We start from the raw sequence: 21,517 nt of genomic DNA on the forward strand, positions 1-21,517 counted from the left end.
ATCGCCCGCGCCAAATGGCGTATAACAAGCCTGCGTTTTCACCCTCAGCAGGGAGCCGGGCATGCTCAGACAAACCAATCTTCTGGCGGAAGCCACCGCGCGCCAGATCGTCCAGCGGGCGATGGGTATCATCAGCCATTCCGTCAACGTGATGGACAGCAACGGTGTGATCATCGCCTCCGGCAACCCGCAGCGCCTGTTCCAGCGCCATGAAGGCGCGGTGCTGGCGCTGGCCGAGAACCGGGTGGTGGAAATCGACCGCGCCACTGCCGAGCACCTGAAGGGCGTGCGGCCCGGCATCAACCTGCCGTTTAGCTTTCGCAATCAGCGGGTGGGAGTGATCGGCATTTCCGGCGAGCCGGCCGAGGTGCGCGCCTACGCCGAGTTGGTCAAAATGGCGGCGGAGATGATGGTGGAGCAGGCGGCGCTGCTGGATCAGCACCAGTGGGAAAAACGCTACCGGGAAGAGCTGGCGAACCAGCTGTTGCAGCCGCAGCCGAACACGGCGTCGCTGGAAGCGATGGCGGCGTATCTGGGATTGGATCTGCGCCAGGCGCGCATCGTCTGGATCGTCGAGCTGCAAGAGGCGCAGCCGCACCTGCTGCGCGAACTGCTGGCTGAGCTGGAGGCCACCCAGCGCGATGCGTTGATCGCCATTACCGGCTTCAATGAAATGACCCTGCTGCGCCCGGCCAGCATGGCGCAAGGCGAGTGGAGCCTGAAGCTGGAGCGCCAACAGGCGCAGCGTTTGCAAAACCAGCTAAAGCACCGCTTTCGGGTGCGGCTGATCGTCGGCGGTTTCTACGACGATCCACAAAGCGCCTACCGCTCCAGCCTGACCGCGCGCGCCACCCAGGCGATGGCGCAGCGCCTGAAATTGCGCCACGCCACGCTGTTCTACCACGACTATCCGCTGCCGTCGCTGCTGTGCGATCTCGGGGAGGACTGGCGAGCGCAAGAGCTGGGGCGTCCCTGGCGGACGCTGGGCGAACAGGATGAAAAAGGCGTGCTGCGCGCCACGCTGCGCCACTATTTTTCGCAGAATTGTGATCAGACGCAGGCCGCCGCGCAGCTGCATATTCACGTCAATACCCTGCGCTATCGCCTGCAGCGCATCGAAGCCATAACCGGCATGAAAATCAATCAATTAACTGACTCTCTGCGGTTGTATATCGGCATGCTGATGCACGACTGAGTTGTGCCAACCCACAAATTCCGCGCCGTTCCTTCGGCGATTTTTTGTTGTTTCCCCTCAGGCCAACGCCGGGCGCGCGGGATATGTTGGCCTGCACATCAACCACGGAGAAAACAACAATGACAACCGTATCCACTCTGGGGGCGCTGGTGGCGTTAGCCGTCGCCATCGTCCTGATTCTACGCAAGGTTCCACCGGCTTACGGCATGATTGCCGGCGCGCTGGCGGGCGGGCTGTGCGGCGGCGCCGATCTGGTGCAGACCGTGACGCTGATGATCGGCGGGGCGCAGGGCATCACCAACGCCGTGATGCGCATTCTGGCGGCGGGGGTATTGGCCGGGGTGCTGATCGAATCCGGCGCGGCGCACACCATCGCCGAAACTATCGTACGCAAGGTGGGCGAAACCCGCGCGCTGCTGGCGCTGGCGGTGGCTACACTGATCCTGACGGCGGTGGGGGTGTTTATCGACGTGGCGGTGATCACCGTCGCGCCGATCGCGCTGTCGATCGCCCAAAAGGCCGGCATTTCTCGTGCGGCGATCCTGCTGGCGATGATCGGCGGCGGCAAGGCCGGCAACGTGATGTCGCCCAACCCGAACACCATCGCGGCGGCGGACAACTTCCACGTGCCGCTCACCTCGGTGATGATGGCCGGCATCGTGCCGGGGCTGTGCGGCCTGGTGGTGGCCTATCTGCTGGCGCGTCGCCTGAGCGATAAAGGTAGCAGGGTGATGGCTGAAGAGCTGACTCAGCATGCCGAAGGGGCGCGGCCGGGCTTCGCTGCGGCGATCAGCGCGCCGCTGGTGGCGATCCTGCTGCTGTCGCTGCGGCCGATCGCCGGTATCGCCGTCGATCCGCTGATCGCACTGCCGGCCGGTGGTTTGGCGGGCGCGCTGCTGATGGGGCGCATTCGTCAGTGCAATCAGTTTATGGTCTCCGGCCTGTCGCGCATGGCGCCGGTGGCGATCATGCTGCTCGGCACCGGCACGCTGGCGGGCATTATCGCCAACTCGGCGCTGAAGGATGTCTTGATTACCGGTTTGACGCACACCGGGCTGCCGGCCTGGCTGCTGGCGCCGCTGTCCGGCGCGCTGATGTCGATGGCGACCGCCTCGACCACTGCCGGCACCGCCGTCGCCTCCGGGGTGTTCAGCTCCACGCTGCTTGAGCTGGGGGTGAGCGGATTGGCCGGCGCGGCGATGATCCATGCGGGCGCCACGGTGCTGGATCACCTGCCGCACGGCAGCTTCTTCCACGCCACCGGCGGCAGCGTCAATATGGCGGTGCACGAGCGGCTCAAACTGTTGCCGTATGAAACGCTGGTGGGGTTCACCATCGCGGCAATCTCGGCGCTGATGTTTGGCGTATTTAACCTGGCGGGATAAGGAACAGTGATGAAAACGCTGAAAAAAGTGGTTATTGCCCCGGATTCTTTCAAAGAGAGCCTGAGCGCGCTCGGCGTCGCCGACGCCATCGAGCGGGGATTCCGTCAGATTTACCCGCAGGCGCACTACGTGAAGCTGCCGATGGCGGACGGCGGTGAAGGCACGGTGGAGTCGATGGTGGCGGCCACCGGCGGCGAAATCGTTCAGGTGACGGTCACCGGCCCGCTCGGGGAGCCGGTGCAGGGGTTCTATGGCTTGTTGGGCGATGGCGAAACCGCGGTGATTGAAATGGCCGCCGCCTCCGGGCTGCACTTGGCGCCGCCCAACCGGCGCGATCCGCGCATCACCACCAGTTACGGCACCGGCGAACTGATGTTGGCGGCGCTGGATCGCGGCGTGAAGGCGATCGTTCTCGGCATCGGCGGCAGCGCCACCAACGACGGCGGCGCCGGAATGATGCAGGCGCTGGGCGTTAAATTGCTGGATAAGGATCGTCGCCCGCTGCCAATGGGCGGCGCAGCGCTGGCGCAGCTGGCGCACCTCGATCTCGCCGGGCTGGACGCGCGTTGGCAGCGGGTGAGCGTAACCGCCGCCTGCGACGTGGATAACCCGCTGTGCGGCGCAAAGGGCGCGTCGGCGGTATTCGGGCCGCAGAAAGGGGCGACGCCGGAGATGGTGGCGCAGCTCGATGCGGCGTTGCACCACTATGGCGAACTGCTGGAACGGGAAACCGGCCGCGCCGTGCTGGCCCAGCCAGGGTCGGGCGCGGCGGGCGGCATGGGGGCGGCGCTGCTCGGCATGCTCAACGCGCGTTTGCGGCCGGGCATCGAGATTGTCACTGAAACCCTGCGCCTGGATGAGGCGGTGCGCGATGCCGATCTGGTGATCACCGGCGAAGGGCGGCTGGACAGCCAGTCGATTCACGGCAAAACGCCGATCGGCGTGGCGCGGGTGGCCAAGCGTCACGGCGTGCCGGTGATCGCCATTGCCGGCAGCCTGGCGCCGGATTATCCGGTGGTGCATCAACACGGCATCGATGCGGCGTTTTCGGTGCTCGATCGCATCGTGACGCTGGAAGACGCGCTGGCGGACGCCGATCGCAATCTGCAGGTGACGGCGCGCAACGTGGCGGCGGTATGGCAGCTGGCGCAAGGAAGAAGCCCACAGGCATAGCCTGTTGCTGTTATCGGTTTCGACGCAGGACTTTTCCGTTACAATAGCCGGCATTAATGGCTGCTGACATCCCGACCCAGAACGGAATGCCGGCCGGAAAGGAAATGAGGGGAACTGAGATGAAGCAAGAGAAACACGGCGTATTGCTGGTGAACCTGGGCACGCCAGATGCGCCGACCTCGTCGGCGGTCAAACGCTATCTGAAGGAATTCCTCAGTGACGATCGCGTGGTCGACACGGCGCCGCTGATCTGGTGGCCGATCCTCAACGGCGCGATCCTGCCGATCCGCTCGCCGCGCGTGGCGAAACTCTATCAGTCGGTGTGGATGGAAGAGGGTTCGCCGCTGCTGGTGTACAGCCGCCGCCAACAGCGGGCACTGGCGGCGCGCATGCCGAATACGCCGGTGGAGTTGGGCATGAGCTACGGTTCGCCGAGCCTGGCGGAAGCCATCGACAAGCTGCTGGCGCAGGGCGTGACCAACCTGGTGGTGCTGCCGCTCTATCCGCAATATTCCTGTTCCACCAGCGCGGCGGTATGGGATGGCGTAGCCCGGGTGCTGAAAGGCTATCGCCGCTTGCCGTCGGTGGCCTTCATTCGCGATTACGCCGAACACCCAGCCTATATCGCCGCGCTGCAGCAAAGCGTGGCGCGTTCGTTCGCCGAACACGGCCAGCCGGATCGGCTGGTGCTGTCGTTCCACGGCATCCCCAAGCGCTATGCGCGGCTGGGCGACGACTACCCGCAGCGCTGCGAGGATACGCTGCGAGCGCTGAGCGCCACGCTGCCGCTGGCGCCGGAGCGGGTGATGATGACGTACCAATCGCGCTTCGGCCGCGAGCCTTGGCTGACGCCGTACACCGATGAAACCCTGAAGGGGCTGCCGGCGCAGGGCGTGAAGCACATTCAGCTGATCTGCCCCGGTTTCTCGGCGGACTGCCTGGAAACGCTGGAAGAGATTAAAGAGCAGAACCGCGAGATCTTCCTTAAGGCCGGCGGCGAGAAGTTTGAATACATCTCAGCGTTGAACGACGAGCCGGCGCATATTGACATGATGCAGCAACTGGTGGCGCAGCGTCTGTAATCATCCATAATCTGTCTATTAGATGCATCGTGATCGGGCGGGGATGTGTTAACATTCTCCGCTTGTTAAACCGCCACCACCACCAATCACATGAAATTTCCTGGTAAACGCAAGTCCAAACACTATTTCCCGGTGAGCGCCCGCGATCCGCTTCTGCAGCAGGCCCAGCCCGAAAGTGAAATCAGCACCTCGTATATCGTCGGCATCGACCAGACGCTGGTGGATATCGAGGCGAAAGTGGACGACGCTTTTGTCCAGCGCTACGGCCTGAGCCTGGGCCACTCTCTGGTGATCGAAGATGACGTCGCCGAGGCGCTGTATCAGGAATTGAATGAAAACAACCTGGTCACCCATCAGTTCGCCGGCGGCACCATCGGCAACACCATGCACAACTATTCGGTGCTGGCGGACGATCGCTCGGTGCTGCTCGGCGTGATGTGCAGCAACGTGAAAATCGGCAGCTACGCCTACCGTTATCTGTGCAATACCTCCAGCCGCACCGATCTTAACTATCTGCAGGGCGTTGACGGCGCCATCGGCCGCTGTTTCACGCTGATCGGCGAAAGCGGCGAGCGCACCTTCGCCATCAACCCCGGCCAGATGAACCAGCTGCGCCCGGAAAGCATCCCTGAAGAGGTGATCGCCGGCGCGTCGGCGCTGGTGCTGAGCTCTTATCTGGTGCGCTGCAAGGAAGGGGAGCCGATAAAGGACGCGACCTTGCAGGCGATCAAATACGCTAAAAAGCACGATGTGCCGGTGGTGCTGACCCTGGGCACCAAGTACGTGATCGCCGACAACCCGCAGTGGTGGCGCGACTTCCTGAAGGAAAACGTGACGATTCTGGCGATGAACGAAGACGAAGCGCTGGAGCTGACCGGGCTGAGCGATCCGCTGACCGCCTCGGACATGGCGCTAGAGTGGGTGGATCTGGTACTGTGCACCGCCGGGCCGAACGGCCTGTATATGGCGGGCTACACCGAAGAGGCCAACAAGCGTCAGACCCAGCACCCGCTGTTGCCGGGGCATATCGCCGAGTTCAACCGCTACGAGTTCAGCCGCGCCATGCGTCGCGAACACTGTGAGCATCCGCTGCGCGTTTACTCGCACATCGCGCCGTATATGGGCGGGCCGGAGAAGATCATGAACACCAACGGCGCCGGCGACGGCGCGCTGTCGGCGTTGCTGCACGATATCGCCGCCAACGGTTATCACCGCCACAACGTGCCGAACTCGAGCAAGCACGTGCGCAGTTACCTGACATACTCTTCGTTGGCGCAGGTGTGCAAATACGCCAACCGCGTCAGCTACCAGGTGTTGAACCAGCATTCGCCGCGTCTCACTCGCGGCCTGCCGGAGCGCGAAGACAGCCTGGAAGAGTCCTATTGGGAGCGTTAACCCGCTGAAAAAGAAAAGGTCCGGCATGCCGGACCTTTTTTTGTGCGCGGTGCCTCAGATCGGGCAGCCCCCCATTTTTTCTTCTTCGCTCAGGGTATCCAACTGCAGGATGTTCAGCATGCTGTTAGCGATCTCCCGTTCGCCCATCACCACCTGATTGGCGCCGCGATCGGTGATGTAGGCCACTTCGTCGTCGTAGTGGGCGCGGGCGATGATCTCGATGTTCGGCCGCTTGGCGCGCGCCGAGGCGACGATCTCGCCGGCCTCATAGCCGTTGGGGATGGTCAGCAGCAGCCAGCGCGCGCAGTCGAGCCGCGCCAGATCCATCACTTCCGGATTGGCGGCGTTGCCCAGCACCGTCTTGATGCCCTGTTCGCGCAGCGCTTCCACCCGCGGGCGGGAGTTCTCGATCACCACCAGCGGAATGCCCGCCTCGGCCAGTTTGCCGCCCAGCAGGCTGCCGACGCGGCCGTAGCCGACCACCAGCGCATGGTTGCACATGTCCACCGGGATCTGCTTCTCTTCTTCCACCGCCTCTTCGAGGATTTGCTCTTCGATGGTTTCGGTTTTGGCCAGATAGCGCTCCAGCAGGGTGAACAGCAGCGGGTTGAGCATGATCGACAAAATGGCGCCGGCCAGCACCAGATTGCGCCCGTGTTCCGACATCATGCCCAGCGCGATGCCGAGGCCCGCCAGAATAAAGGCGAACTCGCCGATCTGCGCCAGGCTGGCGGAGATAGTCAGCGCGGTGCGCTTGGAGTGGCCGAACATTTTCACCAGCAGGAACGCGGCGGCGGATTTGCCGAACACGATGATCGCCAGCGTCGCCAGCACCGCCAGCGGTTCGTTAATCACGATCATCGGATCGAACAGCATGCCAACCGAGACGAAGAACAGCACCGCGAACGCGTCGCGCAGCGGCAGGGTGTCGTGCGCCGCGCGGTGGCTCAGCTCGGACTCGTTCAGCACCATGCCGGCGAAGAAGGCGCCCAGCGCGAAGGAGACGTCGAACAGCTTCACCGCGCCGTAGGCGATGCCAAGCGCCAGCGCCAATACCGCCAGGGTGAACAGCTCGCGCGAGCCGGTGCTGGCGGTTTTCGACAGGATCCACGGCACCAGGCGGCGGCCGACCACGATCATCAACGCAATGAAGGCGATGACCTTACCGATGGTCAGCGCCAGCTCCATCAGCAGCTGGCTGCTGCTGGCGTTGTCGTTGCCCAGCATGTTGCCGAAGGCGGGCAGTAATACCAGCGTCAGCACCATCGCCAAATCTTCGACGATCAGCCAGCCGATGGCGATTTGCCCGCGCTGGCTGTCGATCAATTGCCTCTCCTCCAGCGCGCGCAACAGCACCACGGTGCTTGCGGTGGAGAGACAGAGGCCGAACACCAGGCCGGAGATCAGATCCCAGCCGAGCAGCTTGGACAGCCCCATGCCGAGCAGGGTAGCGACGGCTATCTGCGCCACGGCGCCGGGTATGGCGATAGATTTTACTGCGAGGAGGTCTTTCAAAGAGAAGTGCAGGCCAACACCGAACATCAACAGGATAACGCCGATTTCCGCCAGTTCCGGCGCCAGTGAGGTATCGGCGACGAAACCGGGGGTGAACGGGCCGGCGAGCACCCCTGCGGCCAGATATCCCACCAGGGGTGAGATGCGCAGGCGGTTCGCCAGCATACCGAGGAGGAAGGCGAGTACTAACCCTCCGACGATGGTGGTGATGAGCGGTGTTGAATTATGCATCCATACTCCTTCTGGCTATGCATCGCGGCACGGGAGAAACGCAACAAAGTTACGAAAAGATACATTTAGTTTATTGCATTTGTTCGCGGCTTGCTTGGCTAATTTGGTCTTTTTTGTAAAAAAGCAGAGGATTTCGCTTAAGGCGCGTCAATGAGGGGGTTTTGTGCCAGATAAACCAAATAACATTGATTTATCCGTAGGATAACCCGGATGAATAAATACTTTCATCCGGGCAGTTCGCGGGGTTATTGCGGTTTATGCTCCATATTGGGCAGTAGCGCGGTAATAATGCCGATCAGCGGCAGGAAAGCACAGATTTGGTAGACCAGCTCGATACTGGTCAAATCCGCGACATAACCAAGAACTGCCGCGCCTAACCCGCCCATACCGAAAGCAAAACCGAAGAATAAACCGGAAACCATGCCGACTTTACCGGGGATCAGCTCCTGTGCGTAGACCAGGATGGCGGAGAACGCTGAGGCGAGAATAACCCCGATGATCACCGTCAAAATGCCGGTCCAGTACAGGGATGCATGGGGTAAAATAAGCGTAAATGGCGCTGCACCAAGGATTGAGCCCCAAATAACGTATTTTCTCCCTATCTTGTCGCCAAGGGGCCCGCCGATGATGGTTCCAGCGGCCACCGCGAACAGGAAGGCGAACAGGTGAATTTGCGCATTCTGCACCGAAACGCCGAACTTATGTATCAGATAAAAGGTGTAATAGCTGCTGATGCTGGCCAGATAGAAGTATTTAGAGAAAATCAGCACCAGCAGAATGCCCAGCGAGTAGGCGACGGTACGTTTTGGCAGCAGTTTCAGCATTGCGGGGCTTTTCGGCTGCCCTTTCGCCGCCCGATGCTGATGTTGGTACCACTTGCTGACCTGCAGCAATACCACGATCGCCAGCAGCGCCGCCAGCGTGAACCAGGCGACGTTGCCTTTGCCGTAAGGCGCGATGATCAGCGCGGCCAGCAGCGGGCCGAGCGAGCTGCCGAAGTTGCCGCCGACCTGGAACAGCGACTGCGCCAGGCCGTGTCGTCCGCCGGAGGCCATGCGCGCCACGCGCGAGGATTCCGGGTGGAATACCGATGAGCCGGTGCCCACCAGCGCCGCTGCCAGCAGCACCAGCGGGAAGGTGTTCGCCACCGACAGCAGCAGCAGGCCGGACAGGGTAAAGCCCATGCCGATAGGCAGTGAGTAAGGCTGCGGGTGTTTATCGGTGTAATAGCCGATCAGCGGTTGCAGCAGGGAAGCCGTGAGCTGATAGGTCAGGGTGATCATACCGATCTGCACGAAGCTGAGGTGGAAATCGGCTTGCAGGATCGGATAAATCGCCAGGATCAGCGACTGGATCATATCGTTGAGCAGGTGAGACACGCTGATGGCGCCAAGGATGGAGAAAGCGGTCCTCTTTACCGTACTGCCCTTGGCGGGCGGCATCGCGCTTTGGCTACTGTCGGTCATATTATTATTAGCCTGATAAGTTGTTGAGCACAGAGATGACATCTTAGGCAGGGCGTTCAATTTTTACCATATCTGAAATAATCAGACTCACATCGCAAAAAATTGAAATCAGCTGTCATTAATTCGCGCTACAATTTCGCCCTCATCATAAAAGCCATTTAATACACGGAGATCCGCCATGCGTTTTTCGCTGAAAACCACCGCATGCGCGTTGGCCGTATCCCTGACGCTGCTGTCGGGGGCCGCCAGTGCCTGGGAAAAGGATAAGACCTACGCCATCACCATTCTGCATACCAACGATCATCACGGTCACTTCTGGCAGAACGATCACGGTGAATACGGTCTGGGCGCGCAGAAAACCCTGGTGGACGGCATTCGCCGCGAAGTGGCGGCGCAGGGCGGCAGTGTGCTGTTGCTGTCCGGCGGCGATATCAACACCGGCGTGCCGGAATCGGATCTGCAGGACGCCGAGCCGGACTTCCGCGGCATGAACCTGGTGGGTTACGACGCGATGGCGATCGGCAACCACGAATTCGACAACCCACTGAGCGTGCTGCGCCAGCAGGAGAAGTGGGCGACCTTCCCGTTCTTGTCCGCCAACATCTACCAGAAAAGCACAGGCCAGCGCCTGTTCAAGCCTTACGCCTTGTTCGACAAGCAGGGTATCAAGATTGCCGTGATCGGCCTGACGACCGACGACACCGCCAAGATAGGCAATCCGGAGTACTTCACCGACATGGAGTTCCGCGTGCCGGCGCAGGAAGCGAAGCAGGTGGTGGAGCAACTGCGCAAGGACGAGAAGCCGGACGTGATCATCGCCGCCACCCATATGGGGCACTACGACAACGGCGAGCATGGCTCTAACGCGCCGGGCGACGTGGAGATGGCGCGCAGCCTGCCGGCGGGATATCTCGACATGATCGTCGGCGGCCACTCGCAGGATCCGGTGTGCATGGCCGGTGACAACCGCAAACAGGCGGATTACGTACCGGGCACGCCATGCTCGCCGGATCGTCAGAACGGCACCTGGATCGTGCAGGCGCACGAGTGGGGCAAATACGTCGGGCGCGCCGATTTCGAATTCCGCAACGGCGAGCTGAAGCTGGTGCATTATCAGCTGATCCCGGTGAACCTGAAGAAGAAGGTGGAGAAAGCCGACGGCACCAGCGAGCGCGTGTACTACACCCAGCAGATTGCGGAAGATCCGACCATGATGAAGCTGCTGACGCCGTTCCAGGATAAGGGCAAGGCGCAGCTGGGCGTGAAGATCGGCAGCGTCAACGGCAAGCTTGAAGGCGATCGCAGCAAGGTGCGCTTCGTGCAGACCAACCTGGCGCGGGTGATGCTGGCGGCGCAGAGGGAGCGCGCCGACGCCGACTTCGCCGTGATGAGCGGTGGCGGGGTGCGCGATTCGATTGAAAGCGGCGATATCACCTACAAGAACGTGCTCAAGGTGCAGCCGTTCGGCAACACGCTGGTGCATGTCGATATGAAAGGGCGCGAGGTTGAACAGTATCTGGCGGTGGTGGCCAACATGAAGCCGGATTCCGGCGCCTATGCCCAGTTCGCCAATGTCAGTCTGGTGGCGGACGGCAAGGGCGTCAGCGAGGTGAAGATCAACGGCCAGCCGCTGCAGGCGGATAAAACTTACCGCATGGCGACGCTGAACTTCAACGCGCTGGGCGGCGACGGCTATCCGAAGCTGGACGGGCTGCCGAGCTACGTCAACACCGGCTTTATCGATGCCGAAGTGCTGAAGCAGTACATCGAGAAACACTCGCCGCTGGATGCGGCGGCCTACGAGCCGAAGGGCGAAATCGTCTATCGCTAGAGGCGCCGCGGAACGGCGCTCTCGCTTGTCGCGGGGGCGCCGTTCCCCCCCTCGCTTTTCTCCTCTGCATCAACGCCTTTTGTCAGCGTTGCCGTTTTAAACGGCGTCTTACTTCCTTCTCTCCATATACGCCCTCGGCGGGCAGCCCGCCATATTCTTGAAAAAAGTGGCGAAGGCGCTGTCGCTGGAAAACGCCAGCCGACCGGCGACGTCGGATTGGCTCATCCCTGCGGCCAGCATCTCTATCGCTTTGATCAGGCGCCATTGCTGACGCCATTGTTGATAACCGAGCCCGGTTTCACGGCGGAAAATCCGGCTGATGGTTTTCTCGGAAGCGCCGCTATAGCGCGATAGCTCGTGCAGCGGCGGAAGCATGTCCAGATTGGCCAGATGGCGCAGGCGGCGGTCGCTGGGCAGCGGCAGCAGCGTCAGTTCGCGCGGCGCGGCGGCGATCTCGTCCAGGCAGACCGCCAGAATATTGGCGTAAGGCCCATACTGCCAGTCGGTGTCGAAGGCGGCGAACGCGATGCGTTCCAACACCTCGCGCAGCAGCGGCGAGGCTGTCAGTACGGCAAGCTGCGCAGGCAGACAGGCATAGCGATCGGCGTCGAGATAAAGCGAACGGTAACCGACGACGCCGTTGACCTGAACGCGGTGAGCCACCTGCGGCGGGATCCAGGCGACTCTGCCCGGCGGCAGCATGCAGATGCTTTGGTTGAGCGTGATGCGCATGCTGCCTTGCTGACAGAACAGCAACTGCCCCCTGTCATGCCAATGCGTGCCCGAGTCGTGCTGCGCCAGTTCGGCGGCGATCCCGAGCACCCCGTTGTCGAGCGTATCCGGATTAAAACTGTCCTGCGCCTGCAGCCACGCCATAGTCTGTCCGATTTTGTAAATTTATTGTCTTTTATATTGTAATCGGCGCTGGGACCAGATGCTACCTTGTGCAGCCTATTCTTGGCTACAGGATCTGTTATGCAACGTAAACTGACGCTGACGTTGGCGACGTCGATGATGATGTTTCCCCAGGTGGTGGAGACCATCTACAGCCCTGCATTGACGCATATTGCGCACGGTTTCCGGGTCAGTGCGGAAATGGCGGCGCAAACGCTCTCTTGTTACTTTTTCGCCTTTGCGCTGGGCGTGGTGGTATGGGGACGGATGTGCGACGTCATCGGACGCCGTCCCACCATTTTGGCCGGGCTGACGCTCTATCTGCTGGCTTCTCTCGTTGCGCTGTTCAGCGGCAGCTTCAGCGTACTGCTGGCCGCGCGGGTGCTGGCCGCCTTTGGCGCGGCGGTCGGTTCGGTCGGGACGCAAACGGCGATTCGCGATCGCTTCGACGGTTATGAGTTGGCGCGGGTGTTCTCGGTGATGGGGATCGCCATGGCGATCAGTCCGGCGGTTGGCGTGTTGAGTGGCGCAGTGCTGACTCACTATTGGGGCTATCAGGGGGTATTCGGCGGTTTGGCGCTGTTGGCGGCGCTGTTGCTGGGCTATGCCGGTTGGCAACTGCCGGAGACGCGTCCGCAACAGGTGGTGAAGAATTCATTTTTCGGCACGCTGGGGCGGATGATCAAGGACGGGGATATTTGGCTCAGTGCGCTGCTGGTGGCGCTGTTCAATATTTGCATGTTCAGCTATTACCAACTGGCGCCATTCCACTTCTCGGCGTTAGAACTGCCGGCGCAGTGGTTCGGTTATACCGGTTTGGTGTTGGCAGCCGGGGTCGGTATCGGCGCGGCGATCAACAAGTTTTTGATCGGCAAGCACTGGCTGTTCCCCGCGCTGTTGATGCTGGCCTGCACGCTGTCGCTGGCCGGCGGCCTGCTGGTATTGCTGCTGGAAGGGACCTTGTGGTTCGTTCTGCCGATGATGCTGGTGGTGATGGCGTACGGCATCGCCATTCCCAATATTCTGGCGCGCGCGCTGCGCCATTATAAAGACTGCATGGGCACCGCCGGCGCCATCCTTGGCCTGATGTATTACCTGATGCTCGGCGGTGGCTTGGTGTTGGCGGGGCTGTCGCAGCACCTGGGCGCCGTGCTGTCGCTCTGCAGCCTGTGCGTGCTGCTGTTGGCGTGGCGGGTGGTGTATAACGAGCGTCGTTTGGCGTTGCCTGAGAGTGAAAACGCCTAAGTGCTACCGGCTGGCCGGTTCACTCAGGTGGCCTGCCAGCAACTGGTGAATGCCGGCTATCACGGCGTCGCGCTGAGTGGTGATATACATATGTCCGCCGGCAAAAGTGCGCTGCTGAAAATCGCCTTGCGCGATCCGGCGCCAATCGAGCAAATCCTGCCGATCGATCAACTCGTCGTTTTCACCATAAAACATCGCCAGCGGGGCGCGGTAACCCGGTTGCGCAGGGAAAAGCAATTGGCTGGACAGCATCAGATCGGCACGGATCAGCGGCAGATAGTAATCGAGCAGCGCGCTGTCGCCGATGAGCGACGCATCCAGACCCTCACCGGCACATAGCGCGTTCAACAAAGCGGCACGCGGCATTCTCAGCAACGAACTGTGGCGCGCCAGGAAGGGCGATGAACTGGCGGAAATGATCAACTGCAGCGGCGGCTGAGGCAGCGCCGTCGCTAACGCCAGCGCAACCCGTCCGCCAAGACTGTGGCCGAAAAAGATCAGCGGTTTATCCTGCAGTGGCTGCAGTGCTGGGATCAGTTGATTGATGAGTGATTGGGGGTGGCAGAGCGGCGCTTCGTTCGCCCGCTCCTCTCGACCGGGGTATTGCACGGCATAGAGTTCGATGTCCTGATGCAACGAGGGGCTCCACCCCTGAAAGGCAGTGGCGCCGGCGCCGGCGTGGGGAAAAGCGATCAGCCGCAGGCTGCCCTGGCGCCCTGGCGTCAGCGGTTTCAAGCTGCGTGGGGCGTTGGGGAAGTGGGTGCAATGCATGGCGAAATCCGTATTTTCAGGGGGCCAAGGAAGCCTGAGCCTCCTTGGCGTTAAGGAACGCATTCAGTTGATGGCGTTCCACAATTCATCGAAGATCGGCGTGAACAGCGTAGATTTCAGATAATCCGAACCCGATGAACCGCCGGTACCTTTCCGCTGCCCGATAGTACGTTCCACCAGTTTCACATGGCGGTAACGCCACTCCTGCAGCAGTGAATCCAAATCCAGCAATTGATTGAGCAGCAGCGACTCGCAGCTCGAACGTGTCAGCGATTGCCTGATGATGTCGTCGAAGCCTTGTGCCGCCTGATTGGGCTGGTCATTGAGACGCATCAGATGGCCGCGTATTGCCTGCCATAGGGAAACCGGTTGGATGATAGCCGCCAGTCGGCGTTGTACCTCTTCATCACCTTGATACTGCTGTAGTTTCTTCGGATTTTCCTTGCCGAGTAGCGCTTCTATACCGGCGAACTGGTAGGATTGAAAACCGCTGGCGGTGCCGAGATAGCTGCGAAAACGCTGGAATTCGTGAAACTTCAGCGTGCAAATCACGGCGATCTGATTCACCACGGTTTGAGTAATGGCATTGACACGCGTCATCGTTTCGATCGCCGCCGGTATATCTCCTTCTTCGATCTGCGCGATCGCCAGATGAAGCTCATCGATCAGCTGCTTGAACCAGAGCTCGTAGGTTTGATGAGTGATGATAAACAAATTTTCATTGCGGTGTTCCGCAGACGGCGAGGCTGGCTGTTGCAGCGACAGCAGCTGGTTTAGCTGCAGATAGCTGGCGTAATTCATGATGTCACTTTCCCTGTAGAAAACGAAAATAAGATGGGCCGGCTGGGAAGGGCATCCCCGCTCAGATCCGGCAGTTGAATGGTCAGAAAATAGTGTCCCGTCGCGGCCTGCGCGGGAACCTGAATCAGCTCGGTCACGGAGGCGTATTTGCGCCCTGTTTGCGGCCTGTCGGGGGCCTCAAGCCCCCAAAAACGGCGATGGTTGTCCATGCGTCCGCCGTCGTATAGCCGGTCGATTGATGGAATATCCACCAACAGATGCTGGACACCGAGTTCGACGATGCGCGCCAGGGCTTGATGGCTGAAGTAGGGGGCGCAGGCCGCGGCGCGGAAATCGCTCGGCGCCTCGGTTGCTATCACCAAAGCCTGCAGGTAGTCGCCCGACAACGGCGCCAACGCGTCATCGAGTGCCGCCCGGGTAATCAGCCAATCTTCACAGGCAGCGCTGGCGTTATAGCTCTCTGCAGTTGCGTCCGCTCGCTGCGGCCTGACGCGAATCAGGGTGGCGGCGATGAACGGTTCAAGCGGCAAATCCGCCACGTTGTGCGTTTCAGGAAGAATATGGCCGATGCATTCGGTGTGTGTGCCGTGGCAATGCGGCACCAGGCTGATGCGCTCGGCGTTGCAGACCCCGCCATGACGCACGCTGGCGACGGTATCGCCGTAACTCAGCGGCGCCGAGTCGGCGGGAGCCACGCCATAAAGGTTGGTTGGGTTATCGGCGAAGTCCAGCCTGGCCGAGAGCCGCAGCGGCTCTCGGTGGTCAAGGTGATGACAACGCCCTTGGTGGTACACCTCAATGCGTTTCATCGGCGGCCTCGGCAGTTTTGCTCAAGGCCAGCGCGGTGAGTTCGCGGATCTGACTGTGCATGATGAATTCGCGGATAGTCAGCGAGACGCCCATCTGTTGACGAATGGCGTGCAGCAGCTGCGGGATCTGCAGTGAATTTCCACCCAGGCTGAAGAAGCTGTCGCAGACGCTGATCTGCGTCTGTGACAAGACTTGTTGCCAGATATGCTGCATGGCGCTTTCCGCCTCGTTGGCCGCAGGCGTGTAGTCCGCTTCCGAAGCCGAATAGCGGATTTCCGGTGCCGGTAACCGACGAATGTCGATTTTGTTGTTGTTGGTGAGCGGGAAGGCCGACAGCACCACAAAACCGGACGGGATCATGATATTCGGCAAACGGGCTTTCAGCGCCGCGCGCACCGCTTTTTCATTCAGCTCTGCTCCCGGCGTTAACTGCAGGTAGCTGACGATGCGGGCTTGCTGGTCTTCACCGACAATTAAACTGAGCGATCGCTCGATATTGTCGAGAGACGATAAACTGAGATCGATTTCGCTCAACTCGATGCGGTGACCGCGAATTTTGACCTGGTGATCGTTCCGGCCGAGATACTCCAGCTGCCCCTGTCGATTAAAACGCACAATGTCGCCGGTGCGGTACATATAGCGCTCGGCGCCGAACGCCTGACGCCGTAGAAAGACCTTATCGCTCAGCGTCGGGTTGCGCCAATACCCCGGCGATACCCCTGCGCCGCCCAGCCACAGCTCACCCAATGCGCCGCTTGGCAGCGGGTTGCCGGCCTGATCCATGACCAGAACCTCAGTCGCCTGGATCGGCGTGCCGATACAGTCGCTTGCGCCTTCGTGAGTCAGATCGGCGCAGGTCGACCAGATGGTGGTTTCCGTCGGGCCATACACCTGCAGCACCCGTGTCGCGATGCGTCGCAATTGCGTCAACAGGGCCGCCGGCATTTTCTCGCCACCGCATAGCACGGTCAGGGGGCGTTGGCTCGCCGCCGGCAGGTGGTGGACGATGGTACTCCAGACGGTAGGTGTCGCTTGAATCACGCTGGGCTGTTGCTGCTCGATAAAGTGATACAGCTTGACCGGATCCATGGCGGTTTCTCGTGGACACAGTGTGACGTGCGCGCCGCCGGCCAGCGAGCAGAACAGTTCCAACCCAAAAATATCGAAACTGATGCTGGTCAGGCTGAGCACCTTATCGCGCGCGCTCAGCGCCAGCCGCCCGACGAAGTCGTTGGTGAAATTGTTCAGGTTGCCATGCGTGATCATCACCCCTTTGGGGTTACCGGTTGAGCCTGAGGTGTACATGATATAGGCCAGCGTATCGTCGGCTGGGATCGGCAACGCGTCGGCCGCTGCAGGATGAGAAACCAGCGAGTCGAAACCGACGGCGGGACTGGCCCAACCTTGCTCTGGCTCACCATCGGTCACCAGCAACCGGGCTTGCGCGTTCTCGATCATGTAGCTCACGCGGTCGGCCGGGTAGTGTACGTCAATCGGCACGTAGTGTTTGCCGGCTCTCAGCACGCCGAGCAGGAGCACGGCGACGTGGCAACTTTTCTCCATCATGACGCCGACCGAGAAAGGCCGGCTGTCGATGCGCAGCAAGGCATGCGCGACGCGTTCAGACTGCGCCCACAGCTGACGGTAGCTGTACTGATGCCGTTCGCAGCTGACGGCGAGGCTGTCAGGCTGGGTATGTGCCAACCGGCCAATTTGCACCAGCAGCGAGTCACGTGAGCCTGCGTCCGCGTTGACGGCCAACTGTTGCAGCCAATCTTGTTCCCGTTCGCATAGCGGGTTAAGGGCATGCTGCGCCGTATTGGCCGGCAGGGTGAGCAGTTGTTGCAGCGTTTGCTGATAGTTGTCCAACAGCATCTGCATGCTGGCGGGATAAAACAGTTCGCTGGCGTAATCGAGTTCGATGGCGACGGCGCCTTGTTCCACACTGAAGTTCCAGGTCATATCGAACATCGAGAAGCCCGATGAAAGCGGCAAGCGATGCAGCGTGCAATCGCGCAGGTTTTGTTGGCATACGTCGCCGGCGTTCTGCAGGATCGCCATGATTTGGAATAACGGATTTTTGTTCGACATCCGCTCGTATTCGATCTGGTGCAAGATCCGGTCGAACGAGAGCTGCTGATGCTGATAGGCGCCGATGCAGGTTTCCATCATGTTACCGATCAGCCCGGCGAGGGTGTCCTGTTCGCCCAGTTGGATACGCAGCGGAACGGTATTGACATGGAAGCCGCTGACTTGCGCCTGATCCAGGTTGTCCCGCGCTGCGATGGCGGTGCCGATGACGATATCCTGCTGCTGAGTATAACGGCTGAGCAGCAAACTTAATGCCGTGCAGAGCAAGGCGAAAGGCGTGGCGCCCAGCGCTTTGCCCCGTGACGCCAGCAGATCGGCGACGTCGGGCTGCAGCTGATAATGGATGCGTTCTCCGGCGTGCGTCGGCATTAGCGGGCGCGGCTTATCCAGCGGGAAGTCCAGTTCGCGGCAGCCTTGCAGCTGCTGTTGCCAGTAAGCGGCATCCGCCGGTGCAGGTGACGCGATGCCGCTGTTAACGATATCGATGGTTTGGATCTGCGGCTGCGGTGCGTCGAAGCCGTTGTGATTGTCGAGCTCGTTATAGCGCTGCCACAGATCGTTAAGGATCAGTTGTTCGCTCCAAGCGTCGGTAATAATGTTGTGTTTTACCCAAATCAAAACATGGTGCTGCTGCTGATACTGTACCAGCCGAAGCGCCAGTGGCGGCCGAGCGGTGATGTCGAAAGGCGTAGCACACAGTTGGCGCACCCACTTTTCTGCCGACTGCGTTTGGCCTTCCACCCAGTGATCGGCAAGGCGAATCGGGGTATGTGGTTCTGCCAACTGATAGGCGACACCGTCGGTTTCGGTGAAACGAGTGCGCAGGCTTTCATGTTTTTCATAAATAAAATTGATCGCCTGCTCAAAGCGCCCCAGATCAAGCGGGCCCTGGATGTCTACCGCCAGCGGCAGGTTGTAACTGCAGTCGTCAGGATTCAATGCGCTCAGGTACCAGAGCAGGTTCTGCTGCGGGCTGAGCGGCGCGCGGCGTTCGTCGCAGATCGCGATGGCGCGCTCCGCGGCAACGGCCTTATTCTCGATATATTCGGCCAATTTGCGCACCGTATTGTGGCGGAACAGATCGGCGATGCTCAGGTGGCAGCAAAGATCGCGTGCGACGAGCGCGACGATTTTGCTCATGGTCAGCGAGTGCGCGCCCAGGTTGATGAACTCCTGGGTGACGTCGGCTTGCGGACAGCCGATCGCGTTGGCCACGATGCGCTCGAGAATGGCCTCCGTTTCGGTTTCCGGCGGTGTAAGGCGCTCATTCCGCTCATCCAGTGGCCAGTTTTCCAACTGTTGGCGGGCGATCTTGCCATTGATGGTCAGCGGCAGCGCCGGCAAGAAAATAAAGACGCTGGGGATCGCGGCGGGGTGGAGCAGTGTGACCAACGCGTGGCGCAGCGCGTCGATCGTCAGCTCAGGCGAAGCGGGTTGCACGAAGGCGGCGAGAATTTTGCCCGAGGGCTGGCTGCGAGCGACCACGCAGGCGCTTTCAACCAGTGGATGACTGCGGACGGCGCTTTCCACTTCTCCCATCTCGATGCGCACTCCGCGTATCTTCACCTGGTGATCGCGGCGGCCGACGAAAATAATGTTGCCCTGTTCGTCCCATTTGGCGATGTCGCCGGTTCGATAAAGACGCTCTTCGGCCGCCATATACGGTAGCCGACAGGTAATGAACTTCTCTGCGCTCAGCGCCTCTTGATGCAGGTAACCGTGCGCCAGGCCGCTGCCGGCGATGCACAGTTCGCCCTCAAAACCGACCGGCAGTGGATTATGGTGGGGATCAAGGATGTGGCAACGGTAGTTTTTCAGCGGTTTGCCAATGCAGTTCCAGGGAACGCCGGGACGATACTCGCACAGCGAAGTGGCAATGGAAGCCTCGGTCGGCCCGTAACCGTTGCACAATCGGGTGCGTTCGGCCCACCAGGCAACGACGTCCGCAGGCGGGGCATCTCCCATGACGATCATCGTCCGCAGTCCCGGCCACATTTCGCGGGGCAACAATTCCAGAATTGCCGGCGTAATAGTGATATGGCCGATATCGTGTTGAGTCAGATAGTCGTGCAGCGCGCCGACATCGGTATGCAGCTCCGAGGGCGCAAGATAAAGCGTCGCGCCGCTGACTAACGCGCCATAGACGTCCCAGCCGAAGGCGTCGAAACCCAGCGAGGCGATGGCCAGCACGCGGCTGCCTTGCGCCAGTCCAATGAAATCGCGGTGGTTTTGCGCCACGTTGCTCAGGCCTTCACGCCCGATCATGACGCCTTTGGGCTTGCCTGTCGTCCCGGAGGTATAGCAGACGTAGGCCAGAGCGTCTCGCGATTGAGGGAGTTGCTCCGCATGGATGTTCAGCGAACGGTAATCAATGCTTGATGGCGCAATGCATGGCGCGTCGCCGGAGTGCAACGGCGAGTCGGCCAAAATCAGCGCGGGCTGTACGTCGTCAAGAATGCTTTGATTGCGCGCCGCTGGCGCCTGCGGGTCGAGCAGTACATAGGTTTTATTGCTTTTCAGTATCCCCAACAGCACGATCAGCAGCGTCGCTGACTTGTCCATCGAGACGGCGACGACCGAACTGGCGGCGCCGCTGTGTTCAAGCAGCCAACAGGCAAACTGATCCGAGGCGCGATCGATTTCTCCATAGCTGTATGTCTGGCCATCGGCATGCAGCGCGGCCTGTTGCGGATGAGCGGCGGCGGCGTGGCGGAACAAAGCGATGACGTCGTGCGCCAGGAGCTCGGCATCGTCGGTTGCGTTGAATTGGCTCAGGCGATGTAACGTGTGAGGTTGAGTAACAATGGGCGCGGCGATGGGATCGGCCGGATCTGCCAATAGCGCGTCAAGATAGTCGGTGAACGCGTTGAAACGCATGTCGTCGCCATACAGGGTAAGCTGAGTGCCGTCACCGCAAGCCGCTACGTCGACCATCACTCGTGGCTGGGCATAGCGTCCCTGTTTGAGCGCGCCGGTTTCATTAAAGAAGAAATGTTGCAGCTGTGCGGGGGACGTGATGTCCGCTACCGGCACCGTATGGAAGTCGGCGCCGGGTTGCCAGGTGAGATGGCAGAGATCGCTGCCGCAACGTCCCTGCATCTGATCGCCAAGACGTTCCATCAGCAATGCGGTCAATTCGCGCATGCGCGTCGGTGATTCGGCATAGTATTTACGCGCCAAGCGGTAGGGAAGTTCTTGTACCGGCGGTATACCGCCACGCGACAGCTCGACCACAATGTCGACAAGCCTTTCCTGCAGCAGGGGAAGTTGGGCGTCAGCGGCCATATCCGACAGCGCATCGCACAGATAAGCGGCCTGGCCGGCGGAGCTAAAGTACAGAGAGAAGTGTTCTTGGTTTTGCAGGGTGTCAATGTCGTTAATATTTTTTTTATTGGTTGCGAGCGTCAGCAGATTTTTTCCCTGCTGTTGCAGTCGTCGTATTGTTTCAGCGTTATTTTCAGTGGTGATAATAAGGTCGAGCTTTTCGGTTGGACGGTGTTCGAGACTGATAAAGCTAACCTGATGGCCGTATTCCTGGATTTCGTCGGTTAATAATTTACCGCAGGCGCTGTCGCCGAAATAGCCAATATGAAGTAATTCCATTTTTGCTTCCTGAGAATAATGGTTTCCCT

Annotated in this window: 14 protein-coding genes; 7 read left to right on the forward strand and 7 right to left on the reverse strand. The window is 60.5% G+C overall.

Features of this window, described 5'->3' with window-relative positions; translation table 11 throughout:
* Positions 1–61 precede the first annotated feature (61 nt).
* From ACP3TA_RS11065 to ACP3TA_RS11085, 5 genes are all read left to right on the forward strand, one after another.
* A complete protein-coding gene (locus ACP3TA_RS11065) occupies positions 62–1,195 on the forward strand; it encodes a sugar diacid recognition domain-containing protein (protein ID WP_033642115.1) in 1,134 nt (377 codons plus the stop codon).
* 119 nt (positions 1,196–1,314) lie between these two features.
* Entirely contained in the window at positions 1,315–2,580 is a 1,266-nt protein-coding gene (locus ACP3TA_RS11070) for a GntP family permease (RefSeq protein ID WP_042783808.1), read from the forward strand.
* A gap of 9 nt (positions 2,581–2,589) precedes the next feature.
* Positions 2,590–3,753 (forward strand): glycerate kinase, encoded by a 1,164-nt coding sequence (locus ACP3TA_RS11075; protein WP_197815551.1) that lies wholly within the window; start codon positions 2,590–2,592, stop codon positions 3,751–3,753.
* Positions 3,754–3,872: 119 nt separating this feature from the next.
* Entirely contained in the window at positions 3,873–4,835 is a 963-nt protein-coding gene (hemH, locus tag ACP3TA_RS11080; protein ID WP_047025744.1) for a ferrochelatase, read from the forward strand.
* A gap of 90 nt (positions 4,836–4,925) precedes the next feature.
* A complete protein-coding gene (locus ACP3TA_RS11085) occupies positions 4,926–6,230 on the forward strand; it encodes an inosine/guanosine kinase (RefSeq protein WP_033642118.1) in 1,305 nt (434 codons plus the stop codon).
* A gap of 54 nt (positions 6,231–6,284) precedes the next feature.
* On the opposite strand, the gene ybaL is transcribed toward ACP3TA_RS11085, so the two are convergent.
* Positions 6,285–7,976 carry a YbaL family putative K(+) efflux transporter gene (gene ybaL, locus ACP3TA_RS11090; RefSeq protein WP_004940247.1) on the reverse strand — a complete coding sequence of 564 codons (1,692 nt, stop codon included), beginning with the start codon at positions 7,974–7,976 and terminating at the stop codon, positions 6,285–6,287.
* A gap of 245 nt (positions 7,977–8,221) precedes the next feature.
* Positions 8,222–9,442 carry an MFS transporter gene (locus ACP3TA_RS11095; RefSeq protein ID WP_096241968.1) on the reverse strand — a complete coding sequence of 407 codons (1,221 nt, stop codon included), beginning with the start codon at positions 9,440–9,442 and terminating at the stop codon, positions 8,222–8,224.
* A 178-nt stretch (positions 9,443–9,620) separates the two neighbouring features.
* Between ACP3TA_RS11095 and ushA the strand changes: the two genes are divergently transcribed.
* Positions 9,621–11,273 carry a bifunctional UDP-sugar hydrolase/5'-nucleotidase UshA gene (ushA, locus tag ACP3TA_RS11100; protein ID WP_426784599.1) on the forward strand — a complete coding sequence of 551 codons (1,653 nt, stop codon included), beginning with the start codon at positions 9,621–9,623 and terminating at the stop codon, positions 11,271–11,273.
* Positions 11,274–11,381: 108 nt separating this feature from the next.
* On the opposite strand, the gene ACP3TA_RS11105 is transcribed toward ushA, so the two are convergent.
* Positions 11,382–12,149, reverse strand: coding sequence for an AraC family transcriptional regulator (locus tag ACP3TA_RS11105; RefSeq protein ID WP_047572418.1), 768 nt, complete (start codon positions 12,147–12,149; stop codon positions 11,382–11,384).
* A 99-nt stretch (positions 12,150–12,248) separates the two neighbouring features.
* On the opposite strand from ACP3TA_RS11105, the gene ACP3TA_RS11110 reads away from it, so the two are divergent.
* Positions 12,249–13,412: a multidrug effflux MFS transporter gene (locus ACP3TA_RS11110; RefSeq protein ID WP_197815550.1), complete on the forward strand. Its 1,164-nt coding sequence runs from the start codon at positions 12,249–12,251 to the stop codon at positions 13,410–13,412.
* A 3-nt stretch (positions 13,413–13,415) separates the two neighbouring features.
* Here the strand turns inward: ACP3TA_RS11110 and ACP3TA_RS11115 are convergent, their stop codons facing one another.
* From ACP3TA_RS11115 to ACP3TA_RS11130, 4 genes are all read right to left on the reverse strand, one after another.
* Complete coding sequence (locus ACP3TA_RS11115) at positions 13,416–14,183, reverse strand: thioesterase II family protein (RefSeq protein ID WP_162997215.1); 768 nt, start codon at positions 14,181–14,183, stop codon at positions 13,416–13,418.
* A gap of 63 nt (positions 14,184–14,246) precedes the next feature.
* A complete protein-coding gene (locus ACP3TA_RS11120; protein WP_046688382.1) occupies positions 14,247–14,984 on the reverse strand; it encodes a tryptophan 2,3-dioxygenase family protein in 738 nt (245 codons plus the stop codon).
* Positions 14,981–15,793: a cyclase family protein gene (locus tag ACP3TA_RS11125; RefSeq protein WP_047572412.1), complete on the reverse strand. Its 813-nt coding sequence runs from the start codon at positions 15,791–15,793 to the stop codon at positions 14,981–14,983. Before ACP3TA_RS11125 ends, ACP3TA_RS11120 begins: the two co-directional genes overlap by 4 nt.
* Positions 15,780–21,488, reverse strand: coding sequence for an amino acid adenylation domain-containing protein (locus ACP3TA_RS11130; protein WP_426784600.1), 5,709 nt, complete (start codon positions 21,486–21,488; stop codon positions 15,780–15,782). Before ACP3TA_RS11130 ends, ACP3TA_RS11125 begins: the two co-directional genes overlap by 14 nt.
* Positions 21,489–21,517 lie beyond the last annotated feature (29 nt).

Source organism: Serratia sp. 2C06, from assembly GCF_050037615.1.
Taxonomy (GTDB): Bacteria; Pseudomonadota; Gammaproteobacteria; order Enterobacterales; family Enterobacteriaceae; genus Serratia; species Serratia ureilytica.

Coding starts and splice junctions, on each gene's coding strand:
- ACP3TA_RS11115 (WP_162997215.1), bottom strand. CDS start 14,183: ATGCATTGCACCCACTTCCCCAACGCCCCACGCAGCTTGAAACCGCTG.
- ACP3TA_RS11110 (WP_197815550.1), top strand. CDS start 12,249: ATGCAACGTAAACTGACGCTGACGTTGGCGACGTCGATGATGATGTTT.
- ushA (WP_426784599.1), top strand. CDS start 9,621: ATGCGTTTTTCGCTGAAAACCACCGCATGCGCGTTGGCCGTATCCCTG.
- ybaL (WP_004940247.1), bottom strand. CDS start 7,976: ATGCATAATTCAACACCGCTCATCACCACCATCGTCGGAGGGTTAGTA.
- ACP3TA_RS11075 (WP_197815551.1), top strand. CDS start 2,590: ATGAAAACGCTGAAAAAAGTGGTTATTGCCCCGGATTCTTTCAAAGAG.
- ACP3TA_RS11070 (WP_042783808.1), top strand. CDS start 1,315: ATGACAACCGTATCCACTCTGGGGGCGCTGGTGGCGTTAGCCGTCGCC.
- hemH (WP_047025744.1), top strand. CDS start 3,873: ATGAAGCAAGAGAAACACGGCGTATTGCTGGTGAACCTGGGCACGCCA.
- ACP3TA_RS11085 (WP_033642118.1), top strand. CDS start 4,926: ATGAAATTTCCTGGTAAACGCAAGTCCAAACACTATTTCCCGGTGAGC.
- ACP3TA_RS11065 (WP_033642115.1), top strand. CDS start 62: ATGCTCAGACAAACCAATCTTCTGGCGGAAGCCACCGCGCGCCAGATC.
- ACP3TA_RS11130 (WP_426784600.1), bottom strand. CDS start 21,488: ATGGAATTACTTCATATTGGCTATTTCGGCGACAGCGCCTGCGGTAAA.
- ACP3TA_RS11125 (WP_047572412.1), bottom strand. CDS start 15,793: ATGAAACGCATTGAGGTGTACCACCAAGGGCGTTGTCATCACCTTGAC.
- ACP3TA_RS11120 (WP_046688382.1), bottom strand. CDS start 14,984: ATGAATTACGCCAGCTATCTGCAGCTAAACCAGCTGCTGTCGCTGCAA.
- ACP3TA_RS11095 (WP_096241968.1), bottom strand. CDS start 9,442: ATGACCGACAGTAGCCAAAGCGCGATGCCGCCCGCCAAGGGCAGTACG.
- ACP3TA_RS11105 (WP_047572418.1), bottom strand. CDS start 12,149: ATGGCGTGGCTGCAGGCGCAGGACAGTTTTAATCCGGATACGCTCGAC.